Origin of the sequence: Rhodococcus sp. SB1D (genome assembly GCF_048573875.1) — a bacterium.
Taxonomy (GTDB): domain Bacteria; phylum Actinomycetota; class Actinomycetes; order Mycobacteriales; family Mycobacteriaceae; genus Rhodococcus_F; species Rhodococcus_F qingshengii.
This window is the reverse complement of the sequence record NZ_JBMAIQ010000006.1, coordinates 103,852-117,193: the sequence shown is the minus strand read 5'-3', so window position 1 is coordinate 117,193 and position 13,342 is coordinate 103,852. Positions and strand designations below refer to the sequence as shown.

Genomic DNA, 13,342 nt, shown 5'->3' with positions numbered 1-13,342 from the left:
GCCCCGACCACAACTGAACCATTCACCACTGCACAGGTAATTCGCTGCAGTGACAAGTAAGGACAGAACAAATGGCAAAGCGCAGCAAGGCGTACCTCGCCGCCGCTGAGAAGATCGACGCAGACAAGCTCTACAGCCCGCTTCAGGCTGCAAAGCTCGCCAAGGAGACGTCGTCCACCAAGATGGATGCAACCGTTGAGGTTGCAGTTCGTCTGGGCGTCGACCCCCGTAAGGCTGACCAGATGGTCCGCGGAACGGTCAACCTGCCCCACGGCACCGGTAAGACCGCTCGCGTCATCGTGTTCGCTGTTGGCGAGAAGGCAGCAGAAGCCGAGGCTGCAGGCGCTGACGTAGTCGGTGCAGAAGACCTGATCGAGCGCATCCAGGGTGGATGGGTCGATTTCGACGCCGCAATCGCGACTCCTGATCAGATGGCCAAGGTCGGCCGCATCGCCCGTGTCCTCGGACCCCGTGGCCTGATGCCGAACCCGAAGACGGGCACCGTCACGGCGGATGTCACCAAGGCTGTCAACGACATCAAGGGCGGAAAGATCAACTTCCGCGTCGACAAGCAGGCCAACCTGCACTTCGTCATCGGCAAGGCATCGTTCGACGATGAGAAGCTGGTGGAGAACTACGGCGCAGCCCTGGACGAGATCCTGCGTGCGAAGCCCTCGTCGGCCAAGGGTCGCTACGTGAAGAAGATCACGGTCTCGACCACCACCGGTCCGGGCATCCCGGTGGATCCGAACCGTACTCGCAACCTCCTCGAGGATGCTGCAGACGCGTAAGCAGTCCGCATACGAACAAGAAGGCCGGCAGGGATCACTCCCTGCCGGCCTTCTTGTCGTTTCGGGAGAGGGTGATCCCTGCCGGTGGTATCGGTCCATCGGTGGTATCGATCTAACGGTGGCATCATCGGGGTATGCACGAAGCGTTCCAGTTCCTCGGAAACTTTTGGTGGCTGATCTTCGTTTTCGGCGGCACCATCGGTGGGGCGCTGAAGGGTGTCGCGGTTGCCAACGAAAGGCGGATCGAGCGCCGGCAAGAGCGCTTCCGGCTCAAGCAGCAGACCAAGGTCGCCATCGCGCAAGCCAACGCACAACATCACGCCGACGAAGAAACACAGCGCCGAGAGCTGGCCAAGGCAATCGAGCAGCACGATGCGGTCGACGCCCGATGGTTCTCGTATGAGCTCGATCCGGTCACACTGCTCGACACCCCGATGATGACGGACATGCGCGAGCCTTTGACGGCCGATTTTCATCGAGCCAAATATCGTGCCGATCTGCTTCGCCCAGGCAATCCGGAGACGATGATCGGCAACCAGCAGGCACAAACCGAGTACCGCGAGGCGGTGCACGCTTACTCGATCGCCTTCGAAATCGCGGAAGCTGAGGCGAAGCGCCGCCGACGGAGCGGATTCACCCTCGACGAACAAGAGCGCCTGGTAAGGGCGCAACGTCTGCTGCGACTGGCCATGGACGAGGGCGCGACGCCACAGGAACGTCAGAGTGCGTACCGGAAGGCCCACAAGGAACTCGATGGACTGCTGGTGTTGCCGGACCGAGCTCGGGCAGCAATCGAACACAAGATCGCCAGGGCTATCGGTGCTTGAAGGAATCGGGTGCGTGACGAACCCGATTTGGTTGTGCAGCGAGCAGTCAGGTAGTCTTCGAGGCGGAGTTCAGTGCTGGATATGAACTTCACCCCAAAATCATGTTCTACCCAAGACCGTTGGTGATTGCACTCAGTGATGGGTGTGGTTGAAAGTCCGGGAGTGCCCGGCGGCCCACGTAGGTGAACGAGGTAGGGGGATAGCTTGATGTAGTGGTTCTACAGTTTGCCTGGTTATGCACTGCCTCGCTTTGCATCGTTACGCTGATTCGTAAGCCTCTTCTTCATGTTTCCTCTGTACGCCCCGTGCGCTTGCGCCGGGGCGTTTTGCATGTCGCGGACTGTGTCTTCTCGGGTTCACCCCGATGAGGTGCAGCGGTTCCTGAGTGGGACAACGACTGTCACGAGAGGAGGCGAAGTATGGCAAAGCCTGAGAAGGTTTCCGCAGTTGCGGAAATCACCGAGCAGTTCAAGGGTTCGACCGCCGCTGTGGTCACGGAATACCGTGGCCTTTCGGTTGGCAACATCACGACACTGCGACGCGCTCTCGGAGAAGGTGCCACCTACTCCGTCGCCAAGAACACCCTGGTCAAGCGTGCCGCCGCAGAGGCTGGCATCGAGGGCCTTGATGACCTGTTCGTTGGTCCGACCGCCATTGCATTCATCAAGGGCGAACCGGTCGACGCTGCGAAGGCTCTGAAGAACTTCGCTAAGGACAACAAGGCGCTCATCATCAAGGGCGGCTACATGGACGGCGCTGCGCTGTCCGTGGAAGAGGTCAACAAGATCGCGGATCTCGAATCCCGCGAAATCCTGTTGGCAAAGCTTGCCGGCGCGATGAAGGGCAACTTGGCAAAGGCCGCAGGCCTGTTCAATGCTCCCGCTTCGCAGATGGCCCGTCTGGCCGCTGCCCTGCAGGAGAAGAAGGCTGCAGAAGGCGGAGCCGCAGAGGCCCCCGCAGAGGCTGCCACCGAGGCTCCGGCCGAGGCCGAAGCCGAAAGCTGATCCGCACCCGCGCATCACTGCTATAACCCCGCCCGGTCGCGGATCAGCGACATGGGACTTACAGGAAGGACCGCCACAATGGCGAAGCTCAGCACCGAAGAGTTGTTGGACCAGTTCAAGGAGCTCACCCTCCTCGAGCTCTCGGAGTTCGTTAAGGCATTCGAGGAGACCTTCGAGGTCACCGCTGCTGCTCCCGTCGCCGTCGCCGCTGCAGGCGCACCGGCTGCCGGCGCAGAAGCTGCTGAAGAGCAGGACGAGTTCGACGTCGTCCTTGAGTCGGCTGGCGACAAGAAGATCCAGGTCATCAAGGTCGTCCGTGAGGTCGTTTCCGGCCTCGGCCTGAAGGAAGCCAAGGATCTCGTCGAGAGCGCTCCGAAGGCCATCCTCGAGAAGGTTGCCAAGGACGCCGCAGAGGCTGCCAAGGAAAAGCTCGAAGCTGCCGGCGCAAAGATCGTCATCAAGTAAGACGGTTTTCCCGCTGCTCTTCGCGAGTAGTAACGAAGAGGGCCACTCCCCACGGGGAGTGGCCCTCTTTTTTTGAACTTTTTTCGCGGGTGATATGCCGGAATTCATGCAGGTGGGAGGGGTGTCCGAACTAGGCTGTGATCTGAATTATGCTTCTTCCCTACTCGTTAGTAGTATTCGCAGTCACGGGTACCACTCCCATGCGATAGAGTGACCCAACCCACACGGGTGCATGCATGCAACGGACGTCGCGGAGGTAATGGTGGGAGTCGAGGTAGCGGTACAAGGACTGACAAAGTCTTTCGGGTCGCAGAGGATTTGGCAGGACGTGTCGTTGACACTTCCCGCGGGTGAGGTCAGCGCACTGCTCGGGCCTTCGGGTACCGGTAAGTCGGTGTTCCTGAAGTCCCTGATCGGACTGCTCCGCCCTGAACAAGGCTCCATCGTCATCGACGGCACGGACATCCTGCAGTGCTCCTCCAAGGAGCTCTACGAGATCCGCAAACTGTTCGGCGTTCTCTTCCAGGACGGCGCACTGTTCGGCTCGATGAACTTGTACGACAACATCGCCTTCCCGCTTCGTGAGCACACCAAGAAGTCGGAATCCGATATCCGCAAGATCGTGATGGAGAAGTTGGACCTCACGGGTCTGGTCGGCGCCGAGGACAAGCTTCCCGGTGAGATCTCCGGCGGTATGCGCAAGCGTGCCGGTCTGGCGCGTGCACTCGTTCTCGATCCCGAGATCATCCTCGTCGACGAGCCCGACTCCGGTCTGGATCCGGTGCGTACGACGTACATCAGCCAAACGCTGATCGACATCAACGCCCAGTCGGACGCGACGATTCTGATCGTCTCGCACAACATCAACCTCGCACGCACGGTGCCGGACAACATCGGCATGCTCTTCCGTCGTCAGTTGGTGATGTTCGGTCCTCGTGAGGTGCTGCTCACCTCGGACGAGCCCGTCGTCAAGCAGTTCCTCAACGGAACGATGATCGGTCCGATCGGTATGTCGGAGGAGAAGGACGAGGCTCAGATGGCGCACGAGCAGGCGCTCGTCGACGCCGGTCACCACGCCGGTGGTGTCGACGACGTCGAGGGCATCGTGCCGCAGATGAAGGCCACCCCCGGAAACCCGGAGCGTCAGGCTGTTCGTCGTCGCCAGGAGCGCGTCCGTCAGATCATGCACACCCTCCCAGCTAACGCACAGGCGGCGATTCAGGACAGCCTCGACGAGGTTGACGGAACTGGGCAGTACGATCCCCAGTACGCCGAAGCGAGCGGCTATCAGGGGGAGTGGAACGACAACTCGCAAGACACGCAGGTCATTCCTGCATACGAGGGCGATCCCTACGGAAACACGACACACGGGCAAGGGTAGGCATATCGGATGGGGGTTACCCGCAACTCGGTTCTGAGTCCGGTCAACGGAGCATTAACTCAGGCCGGAAACATCGTCGAACTGTTTGTCGACGTCGTCAGGAATACGTTCCGGCGTCCATTTCAGTTCCGTGAGTTCATCGAGCAGGCCTGGTTCATCGCCAGCGTGACAATTTTGCCGACGGCATTGGTAGCCATCCCTTTCGGCGCCGTCGTCTCACTGCAGACCGGTTCGCTGATCAAGCAGTTGGGTGCAGAATCGTTCACTGGCGCTGCCAGCGTCCTGGCGGTGATCCAGCAGGGTAGCCCCCTGGTGACAGCGTTGCTGGTCGCCGGTGCGGCCGGATCGGCCGTGACGGCCGATCTCGGTTCTCGAACCATCCGTGAAGAGATCGACGCGATGGAAGTCCTCGGAATCAATCCGATTCAGCGCCTGGTGGTTCCGCGTGTCCTCGCGATGGTGCTGATCGCTGTTCTGCTCAACGGACTGGTGTCCGTCGTCGGTATCGCGGGTGGTTACTTCTTCAACGTGATCCTGCAGGGCGGTAACCCCGGTGCCTACATCTCGTCGTTCTCAGCTTTTGCGCAGCTACCGGACATTTGGAGCGGTGAGATCAAAGCCGCGGTGTTCGGTGTCATCGCTGGTGTGATCTCCGCGTACAAGGGACTCCACCCGTCCGGTGGCCCGAAGGGCGTCGGTGAGGCGGTGAACCAGGCTGTCGTCATCACGTTCCTGCTGTTGTTCTTCGCCAATCTGATTCTGACGATGGTGTACCTCCAGATCGTGCCGGCGAAGGGATCTTGACCTAAATGACCATCGCACGAGGCCGCGGCGATCAGTTCCTGCTGAAGAGTCGCAAAGTAGCCAGAATTCCAGTGAACGCGTTGGACCGCGCGGGCGAGCAGATGTCGTTCTACGCGCGCGCCATCGCGTGGACCCCGCGCACCCTGCATCGGTACCGGAAGGAGACGCTTCGACTACTCGCCGAAGTGACCTTCGGTAGCGGTGCGCTCGCAGTGATCGGCGGAACCATCGGCGTCATCGCGATGATGTCCGGATTCACGGGTGTCGTCGTCGGCCTCCAGGGCTTCGCCGCTCTGGAGCAGTTGGGTAGCTCGGTCCTGACCGGCTTCCTCTCCGCATACGTCAACACCCGTGAGATCGCTCCGATCGTTGCGGCTCTTGCGCTCTCGGCCACGGTTGGTTGTGGCTTCACCGCCCAACTCGGTGCCATGCGAATCTCCGAAGAGATCGACGCGCTCGAGGTCATGGCAGTTCCGTCGGTGCCGTTCCTGGTCACGACGCGCATGATCGCCGGCTTCGTCGCCGTCATTCCGCTGTACATCGTGGGTCTACTCGCGGCGTACCTCGCCTCGAGAGTGATCAGCACGGTCTTCAACGGGCAGTCGACGGGTTCCTACGACCACTACTTCAACCTGTTCCTGCCACCGCAGGACGTGCTGTATTCGTTTGCGAAAGTCCTGGTATTCGCCTTCGTGCTGATCCTGATCCACTGCTACTACGGGTTCCATGCCTCAGGTGGTCCCGCAGGTGTCGGTGTGGCCGTCGGCCGCGCTGTTCGCGCCGCAATCGTGACGATCGCCGTTCTCGACTTCTTCCTCAGCCTCGCAATCTGGGGCACCACGACGACAGTGAGGGTGGCCGGATGATCGAGGCTCCGTCAGTCCTGCGCCGCCGTGTGCTCGGACTCGTGTTCTTCGTGGTGTTGGCATTGTTCCTGGCCTTCACCATCGGAACCTTCAACAAGACGTTCAAGGACGTCGTGAAGATCGACCTCGTGACCGACACAGTCGGAAATGCGTTGCCACCCAACGCGGACGTCAAGGTCCGTGGGCTGCTGGTCGGCGAGGTGCGATCCGCGTCGACGAAAGACGGCCAGGTCACCTCGGTCCTCGCGATCGAGCCGGACAAGGCTGATCTCATTCCGTCCAACGTCACGGCGCGTCTGCTCCCGAAGACGCTTTTCGGTGAGCGCTACGTCTCCCTGATCATTCCGGAGGGAACCACCGCGACCCCGATTTCCGCGGGAACGGTGATCCACCAGGACAAGAGCGGCAATGCTGTCGAGGTCGGCGACGTTCTGGACGGACTGCTCCCACTTCTGCAGGCGATTCCGCCGCAGGATCTGGCGAACACTCTCGGTTCTCTCGCGCAGGGTCTGACGGGACGCGGCGCCGAGCTCGGTCTGACGGTCGATCGTCTCGAGGAGATCTTCCGCGGCGTCAATACCGAACTGCCCGCGGTGCAAGAGGATCTGCGCAAGTTCGCGGACTTCTCCCAGACGTACTCGGACGCTGCGCCCGATCTGATCAACGCTCTCGACAATCTGCGGACCACGGGTAACACGGTGGTGCAGAAGCAGGACCAGTTGCGGACACTGCTGGCGTCGCTCACCGTGACATCGTCGGACACCGCAGCCTTCCTCGAAGCGAACTCGTCCTCGATCATCACGCTCGCTGCGGATTCGAAGGAAGCTCTCCAGCTTCTGGCCCAGTACTCTCCGACCTTCGGGTGCACGTTCAAGGGCTTCTCGGACACCGCTCCGGAAGCTGCCAAGATCCTGTCCACCGACGCGCCCAATCCTGGTGTGCGTGCGAGTATTCAGATCGTGAACCCCAAGGGTCGCTACCTGCCCAACCAGGACGAGCCACGGCTCGTCGACAACCGCGGCCCGGTTTGCTACGACAACGTCACCGAGCCCGGTCGTCCGTTCCCGCAGTACCCCGGCGGTTCGTACGGTGACGGTTCCTACCAGGTTCCTTCCCGCAATCCAGGTCCCGCCACCATGGAATTCCTGCCTGCACCCGAGGGCTCCGGACCTCAGTTGTTCTCGACCAACAACAGCGGTCCGGCTCAGCAGGCCGGCTACGCGGGCTCGAAACTCGAAGAGGATACGTTGAAGGTGATCTACGGACAGGCCAACGGTGTTGCGCCGGACGATGTTCCGGCGTGGACCACGATGGTCAGCGCTCCGGCATTCGCAGGTGCGGAGGTGAGCGTCCAATGAGAGGACTCGCAGCTCCGCTGACAAAGCTCATCATCTTCGTTGTGGTGACGGTCCTGGCGACAGGACTGCTGGCAGCCAGTATCGCCAACCTCGGCGGCGGTGGCGGCACCAAGTTCAACGCCGTCTTCTCCGACGTCACTTCGTTGAACGAGGGCGACGAGGTTCGCATTGCCGGTGTTCGTGTCGGCCAGGTCGAGAAGATTGCCATCGTCAACGACAACCAGGCCGAGGTCCAGTTCTCGGTATCCGACCGTGATTGGTTGCCGGCCAGTTCCATCGCCACCATCCGGTTCCGCAACCTGGTGGGGCAGCGGTACATCTCGCTCTCGCAAGGTGAAGGCAGCCAAGGCAAGAAGATCACCGGCGGCGATACCCTGCCGCTGTCTCAGACGCGCCCGGCAGTCAACCTCACGACACTCTTCAACGGCTTCAAGCCGCTGTTCACCACCCTGAGCGCGGACGACGTCAACAAGCTGTCGTACCAGATCATCCAGGTGTTCCAAGGCGAATCGGGCACCATCAGTGAGCTCGTGCGCAACACCGCGAGCCTGACCAACACCGTCGCGGACAAGGACGCGGTCATCGGCGCGGTGATCAAGAACCTCAACGACGTTCTCGACACCGTCAACGCGAACGACAAGAACCTCGATTCACTGATCGTCAACACCCAGCAACTCGTCACCGGGTTGGCCAACGAGCGTGGGGTGGTCGGTTCGGCCGTCACCTCACTCGCCGGCCTGACCGACGCGACGGCAGACCTGCTCGAGCCGACGCGGCCGTCGATTCAGGGCTCGATCACGGCGCTCAACACACTGGCGACCACACTCAATCGTCGGAGTGACGACGTCAACGCGGTGCTCGAGACCTTGCCGGTCAAGCTCGAGAAGCTCGCACGCGTAGCGAGCTACGGTTCCTGGTTCCAGTTCTATCTGTGCGGAATCGACATCGTTGCCGGTCCAGGACAGTCTGCGTCGCTGAATCTGCCCACCGGCCTGCCGACGGTCAATCAGCCGATTTACACCAACGCGGCCACGCGATGCACTCAAGACGGTATGAGGGAGTTGCAAGGTCGATGAGTAAACGTCGCAGTCCGGCAATGGCCGGAGCCATCGGTATCTTCGTGGTGCTGCTGGCCACTTTGTCCGCGTTCTTCCTCGATTCGCTTCCGTTCGTGGGAGCAGGCTCGTCCTACTCCGCCGAGTTCTCCGAAGCCGCGGGTCTCAAGCCTGGTAACGAGGTTCGTATCGCCGGCGTGAAGGTCGGCAAGGTCACTTCCGTCGATCTCGACGGTGACCGTGTTCTCGTCGACTTCAAGGTCAGTGACGCGTGGGTGGGAGATCAAACCTCTGCGTCCATTCAGATCAAGACCATTCTGGGACAGAAGTACCTCGCACTAGATCCGCGCGGAACCGACAACCTCGATCCCAAGGATCGGATTCCGCTAGAGCGCACCACCTCTCCGTACGACGTCGTTCAGGCCTTCTCGGCCGCGGCGGACACCGTCGGCGACATCGACACCGACCAGTTGGCGAAGAGCATGGAGACGTTGTCCCAGGCATTCTCCGAGACACCTGGCGATGTCCGCGCTTCGCTCGACGGTGTCAGTCGGCTGTCGCAGACGATCGCGAGCCGCGATCAGGACTTGCAGAAGCTCTTCGCCGCCACCGGGAAGACGTCGCAGATTCTTGCTGACCGCAACAAGGAATTCACCCAGCTGATCCGAGACGGTGGACTACTGGTGCAGGAGCTCAACAATCGCCAGCAAGCGATTTCGCAGCTGCTCACCGGAACTCAGCGCGTCTCTCAGCAGCTCACCGGTCTCGTTCGTGACAACGAGGCGGCAATCGGGCCGGCGCTGACGCAGCTCAACGGCGTCATCGACATCCTGAAGGCAAACAACGAGAACCTGGACAAGGCACTGAAGCTCTACGAACCCTTCATTCGCTTGTATGCCAACGTGGTCGGCAACGGCCGTTGGTTCGACCAGGTCGTCGTGAACCTCCTTCCGCCGGGTCTGCCGGACATTCCGGGCTACCGTGACCCCGTTCGTACGTTGGGAGGCAACTGATGGCTGATACTGCCGAAGCCGGAAGCGGCTCCAAGAAGCGCTCGGTCGCGATCATCGCCGCTGTTCTGATCGGGTTACTCGTAATCGGTGGCGCGCTGTGGTGGGTGTTCACTCGCGCCGGAACCACCAAGATCACCGCCTACTTCGACAAGTCGGTGGGTATCTACGACGGTTCCGACGTTCGTGTTCTCGGTGTCAAGGTCGGCACCGTCGAATCCGTCGAACCCCAGGGAGATCAGGTCAAGGTCGAGCTGCGTGTCGATCGTGGGATCGACATTCCCGCGGGTGCCAGTGCCGCTCAGATCACGCCGTCGGTGGTTGCCGACCGCTACATCCAGCTGACACCGGTCTTCACCGGCGGCGACAAGATGGCCAGCGGTGCAGTAATTCCGATCGAGAAGACGGCGACGCCCGTCGAGGTCGACCAGTTGTACTCCAGCATCGACGAACTCGCGTCGGCTCTCGGTCCTGAAGGTGCCAACAAGAACGGAGCACTGGCCGATTTCGTCGAGACAGGTGCGGCCAACCTGGAGGGCAACGGTGAAGCGTTGGGAGACAGCATCACCAACCTCTCGGATGCCGCACGGACGCTCAATGATTCGCGTGACAACATCTCGCTCACCATCAAGAACCTGGATACTTTCGTGGGCGCTCTCGCGGCCAACGATCAGCAGGTGCGCCAGTTCAACACGCAGTTGTCGGACCTGACCGGATTCCTGGCAGGTGAGCGCGACGATCTCGGTGCCGCTCTGAACCAGCTCTCGATTGCGCTCGGCGACGTCGCGAAGTTCGTGGCCGACAACCGCGATCAACTGGTCCAGACAACCGAAGGTCTCGTCGAACCGACACAGACATTGGCGAACAACAAGGAAGCACTGGCCAACACGCTCACCATGCTTCCGCTGGCGATCTCCAACTTGGTCAACTCGTACGACGCCGAATCAGGTGTGCTGGCTTCACGTCTGGCGTTCCCTGATCTTCAGAACCCGGCCGGCGTGCTCTGCAAGTTGATGGACCTCGGCAAGCTGTTGCCCGGTGATCCGCGGTTCGAGGCATTGGGAAGGCAGATGCAACCGGCCATCGACCAGTGCGCAAACGTCGCAGCGATGACCGACGCAGCCAATCAGGCTGCAGGCCTGAACCTTCCCTTCGGCATCCTTGCCGGTTCCGAACGACAGATGCAGGTAGTTCCGGGCACTGTGCCCGGCGTCGTGTCACCGCGACTGACCAGTGGAAACGGGGAGGGCGAGTGAAGCGTTCGTTGATAGTCGGCGCCGGATTGTGCGCCGTCCTGATCTCGGCAACCGCCTGCTCGTCCGAGGGGATCTACGCTGTCCCGCTTCCCGGCGGTCCTGATGTGGGTTCCGATCCGATGCACTTGACCATTCAGTTCGACGACGTGCTCGACTTGGTTCCGCAGTCCGCTGTGAAGGTCGACGGCGTTCCCGTCGGTCGCGTCGACGACGTGTCGGTCGGACCGGACGGATGGACCGCGGATGTCGGCATCATCCTCGACTCGTCGGTTGATCTGCCCGCCAACGCAATTGCCGCGGTCGAGCAGACCAACCTGCTCGGCGAGAAGTTCATCCAGCTGTCGGCCCCGCCGTCCGGACCGGACTCTGCGAAGCTGGCCGACGGTGACCTCATTCCGCTGGATCGCACTCGCCACGCCACGGAGATCGAGCAGGTTCTCGGCGCATTGTCGCTGCTGCTCAACGGCGGCGGTGTAGGCCAGTTGCAGCCTATCGTCGAAGAACTCGGTGCCGCGTTCGACGGTCGCGAAGGCAAGACGAGAAGTCTTCTGGAGCAGGCGAACACACTCATCGGTGGACTCAACGAGCAGCGTGACGACATCACACGCGCGCTCGACGGCCTGGATGTGCTCTCGACTCGCGTCAACGATCAGAACGAGAAGATCGGGAAGATTCTCGAGGAACTCCCCGTTGCGACACAGGTTCTCAACGAGCAGCGTCCGCAGCTGACGCAGATGCTCGCTCAGGTGGATCGACTCGGAACAGTGGGAACCGACGTCCTCACACAGTCCAAGGACGATCTGATCGCTGATCTTCAGGCTCTGCGTCCGACGCTGCAGGCGCTCGCAGACTCCGGTGACGACTTCGTGGGGGCACTTCCGTTCCTTCCGACGTTCCCGTTCCCGGACGGTGTCGAGAAGATTGCACAGGGTGGTTCCGTCAACCTCTTCCTGAGTGTCGACCTGCAGATCGGCAATACACTCTCGGGTCTCGGTGTCGGGCAGGGAGAACCGGAATACCGCCAGCCCAAGTTCGGCAATCCCAAGCCGGTGGTCGACCCCTCCAACCCGTACTACAACGGCAACGGGCCGCGACCGGGGTGGCCGACAGTGTCACTGCTGCCGATCGCTCCGATCCTGCCGCAGGTTCCCGTTGTCGCCGGCCTTCCCGCCACAACAGCGGGTGACCCGGCAACGCCGGCGCCCGCGGCGAACCCACTCAACCCCATCCAGGGAATGCTGGAACAGTTCGGAATCGGCGGTGATGGACAGTGAGATCAGCTCTGGTCAGATGGCAGCTCGTCGGCTTTGTCGTGGTTGCGCTCCTGGGTCTCATCTACGTCGGCGCCAAGTACGTGCGCCTGGACAACCTCATGGGGTTCGGTCAGTACACGGTCAAGACCGAATTGGCCACGTCCGGTGGAATTTTCACCAACGCCGAGGTGACGTATCGCGGCGTGCCGGTCGGGCGAGTGGGCGACATGTCGTTGACCGAGGACGGAATTCAGGTCGACCTGAAGATCGACAACAGTGCTCCGGAGATTCCCGCGTCGGCCCGTGCCGTCGTGGCCAACCGCTCCGCCATCGGTGAGCAGTACGTCGACCTTCAGCCCGATACCGACCAGGGACCGTTTCTCGAGGACGGCTCGGTGATCGCGGTGGGGGACACCACAACTCCGATCCCGATCGAGGATGTGCTGACCAGTGCCAACGGCTTGGTCAAGTCCGTGCCCGTCGACGCGCTCCACACCGTCGCCGTCGAACTCGGTGCAGCGTTCAACGGCAAGGGCGAGGACATTCAGGTCCTGGCCGATTCGCTGTCCGGCCTCTCGCAGTCCGGGCTCGACACTCTGCCTCAGACGCTCGCGCTGATTCGGAACAGTGAGACGGTACTGACGACGCAGTCGGATCAGTCCTCCGCGATCAAGCAGTTCAGTACCGATCTCGATGCTGTCACGGCGCAGTTGCGGACCAGTGATCCGGACATCCGTCGCTTGATCGACAACGGCATCCCGGCCAGCGATCAGATCGGTGCCCTCATCAACGAGGCGGGCCCGAGCCTGACGACTGACCTGACCAATCTTGCCGCGACCACCAAGACGCTTGCGCCGCGAACGATCGCGCTGCAGCCGTTCCTGATCTTCCTTCCCGGTCTGGCCGCTGCCGCACCGACGGTTGCTCCCGGCGACGGAACGGTCCATCAGGGCTTGGTGCTGGAGACCAACAATCCGCTCTCGTGCACGGTGGGTTACGAAGGCACCATGGCGATCCTGGACGAGATGAAGCGTCAGAATCCCAATTTCGACGACACCCAGCAGGACTTCCCGCTCAACACCGCCGCGTCGTGTGAGACGCCGCTGGGCAGCGAGACGGGCGTCCGCAGTGCCAACCGCGTGGTGTACGCCGATCCCGACACGATCCAGCCTTGGGACTTCAAGCCGAAGGTCGATCCGGACAAGTTGAACCTCAACCCGATCGCGACGCAGTTGGCGCCGTTGCTCGGAGTGACACCGAAGTAGACCGATC

At 61.5% G+C, this 13,342-nt stretch carries 13 protein-coding genes; all 13 read left to right on the top strand.

Translation table 11 applies throughout. The annotated features are described in order from the left end of the window. Positions 1-71 precede the first annotated feature (71 nt). The 13 genes from rplA (at position 72) to ACN50D_RS15365 (ending at position 13,335) form a co-directional block, all read left to right on the top strand. The gene (rplA, locus tag ACN50D_RS15425; protein ID WP_003941982.1) at positions 72-791 is read left to right on the top strand and encodes a 50S ribosomal protein L1; all 720 of its coding nucleotides are present in this window, start codon (positions 72-74) and stop codon (positions 789-791) included. A 134-nt stretch (positions 792-925) separates the two neighbouring features. Then, positions 926-1,618 (top strand): hypothetical protein, encoded by a 693-nt coding sequence (locus ACN50D_RS15420; RefSeq protein WP_042453090.1) that lies wholly within the window; start codon positions 926-928, stop codon positions 1,616-1,618. A gap of 419 nt (positions 1,619-2,037) precedes the next feature. After that, complete coding sequence (gene rplJ, locus ACN50D_RS15415) at positions 2,038-2,622, top strand: 50S ribosomal protein L10 (protein WP_003942074.1); 585 nt, start codon at positions 2,038-2,040, stop codon at positions 2,620-2,622. 78 nt (positions 2,623-2,700) lie between these two features. Beyond that, positions 2,701-3,087, top strand: a complete 387-nt coding sequence (gene rplL / locus ACN50D_RS15410) for a 50S ribosomal protein L7/L12 (RefSeq protein WP_003941857.1) — start codon at positions 2,701-2,703, stop codon at positions 3,085-3,087. Between the two features lie 259 nt (positions 3,088-3,346). Further along, entirely contained in the window at positions 3,347-4,468 is a 1,122-nt protein-coding gene (locus ACN50D_RS15405) for an ABC transporter ATP-binding protein (RefSeq protein ID WP_007728450.1), read from the top strand. Between the two features lie 9 nt (positions 4,469-4,477). Beyond that, positions 4,478-5,272: an MlaE family ABC transporter permease gene (locus ACN50D_RS15400; protein ID WP_003942038.1), complete on the top strand. Its 795-nt coding sequence runs from the start codon at positions 4,478-4,480 to the stop codon at positions 5,270-5,272. A gap of 5 nt (positions 5,273-5,277) precedes the next feature. Continuing rightward, positions 5,278-6,138, top strand: coding sequence for an MlaE family ABC transporter permease (locus ACN50D_RS15395; protein WP_003941894.1), 861 nt, complete (start codon positions 5,278-5,280; stop codon positions 6,136-6,138). After that, positions 6,135-7,496 carry an MCE family protein gene (locus tag ACN50D_RS15390; RefSeq protein WP_003942007.1) on the top strand — a complete coding sequence of 454 codons (1,362 nt, stop codon included), beginning with the start codon at positions 6,135-6,137 and terminating at the stop codon, positions 7,494-7,496. Before ACN50D_RS15395 ends, ACN50D_RS15390 begins: the two co-directional genes overlap by 4 nt. Continuing rightward, positions 7,493-8,572: an MCE family protein gene (locus ACN50D_RS15385; protein WP_003941932.1), complete on the top strand. Its 1,080-nt coding sequence runs from the start codon at positions 7,493-7,495 to the stop codon at positions 8,570-8,572. The genes ACN50D_RS15390 and ACN50D_RS15385 overlap by 4 nt, the downstream gene beginning before the upstream one ends. Next, the gene (locus ACN50D_RS15380) at positions 8,569-9,564 is read left to right on the top strand and encodes an MCE family protein (protein ID WP_003942053.1); all 996 of its coding nucleotides are present in this window, start codon (positions 8,569-8,571) and stop codon (positions 9,562-9,564) included. Before ACN50D_RS15385 ends, ACN50D_RS15380 begins: the two co-directional genes overlap by 4 nt. After that, positions 9,564-10,817 carry an MCE family protein gene (locus ACN50D_RS15375; protein ID WP_212633895.1) on the top strand — a complete coding sequence of 418 codons (1,254 nt, stop codon included), beginning with the start codon at positions 9,564-9,566 and terminating at the stop codon, positions 10,815-10,817. The genes ACN50D_RS15380 and ACN50D_RS15375 overlap by 1 nt, the downstream gene beginning before the upstream one ends. After that, complete coding sequence (locus ACN50D_RS15370) at positions 10,814-12,091, top strand: MCE family protein (RefSeq protein WP_003941859.1); 1,278 nt, start codon at positions 10,814-10,816, stop codon at positions 12,089-12,091. Before ACN50D_RS15375 ends, ACN50D_RS15370 begins: the two co-directional genes overlap by 4 nt. Further along, the gene (locus ACN50D_RS15365; protein ID WP_003942085.1) at positions 12,088-13,335 is read left to right on the top strand and encodes an MCE family protein; all 1,248 of its coding nucleotides are present in this window, start codon (positions 12,088-12,090) and stop codon (positions 13,333-13,335) included. Before ACN50D_RS15370 ends, ACN50D_RS15365 begins: the two co-directional genes overlap by 4 nt. Positions 13,336-13,342 lie beyond the last annotated feature (7 nt).

What these genes read in the sequence shown, in the direction of transcription:
- rplA (WP_003941982.1), top strand. Translation starts at nt 72, where the DNA reads ATGGCAAAGCGCAGCAAGGCGTACCTCGCCGCCGCTGAGAAGATCGAC.
- ACN50D_RS15390 (WP_003942007.1), top strand. Translation starts at nt 6,135, where the DNA reads ATGATCGAGGCTCCGTCAGTCCTGCGCCGCCGTGTGCTCGGACTCGTG.
- rplL (WP_003941857.1), top strand. Translation starts at nt 2,701, where the DNA reads ATGGCGAAGCTCAGCACCGAAGAGTTGTTGGACCAGTTCAAGGAGCTC.
- ACN50D_RS15375 (WP_212633895.1), top strand. Translation starts at nt 9,564, where the DNA reads ATGGCTGATACTGCCGAAGCCGGAAGCGGCTCCAAGAAGCGCTCGGTC.
- ACN50D_RS15420 (WP_042453090.1), top strand. Translation starts at nt 926, where the DNA reads ATGCACGAAGCGTTCCAGTTCCTCGGAAACTTTTGGTGGCTGATCTTC.
- rplJ (WP_003942074.1), top strand. Translation starts at nt 2,038, where the DNA reads ATGGCAAAGCCTGAGAAGGTTTCCGCAGTTGCGGAAATCACCGAGCAG.
- ACN50D_RS15395 (WP_003941894.1), top strand. Translation starts at nt 5,278, where the DNA reads ATGACCATCGCACGAGGCCGCGGCGATCAGTTCCTGCTGAAGAGTCGC.
- ACN50D_RS15380 (WP_003942053.1), top strand. Translation starts at nt 8,569, where the DNA reads ATGAGTAAACGTCGCAGTCCGGCAATGGCCGGAGCCATCGGTATCTTC.
- ACN50D_RS15400 (WP_003942038.1), top strand. Translation starts at nt 4,478, where the DNA reads ATGGGGGTTACCCGCAACTCGGTTCTGAGTCCGGTCAACGGAGCATTA.
- ACN50D_RS15405 (WP_007728450.1), top strand. Translation starts at nt 3,347, where the DNA reads ATGGTGGGAGTCGAGGTAGCGGTACAAGGACTGACAAAGTCTTTCGGG.
- ACN50D_RS15385 (WP_003941932.1), top strand. Translation starts at nt 7,493, where the DNA reads ATGAGAGGACTCGCAGCTCCGCTGACAAAGCTCATCATCTTCGTTGTG.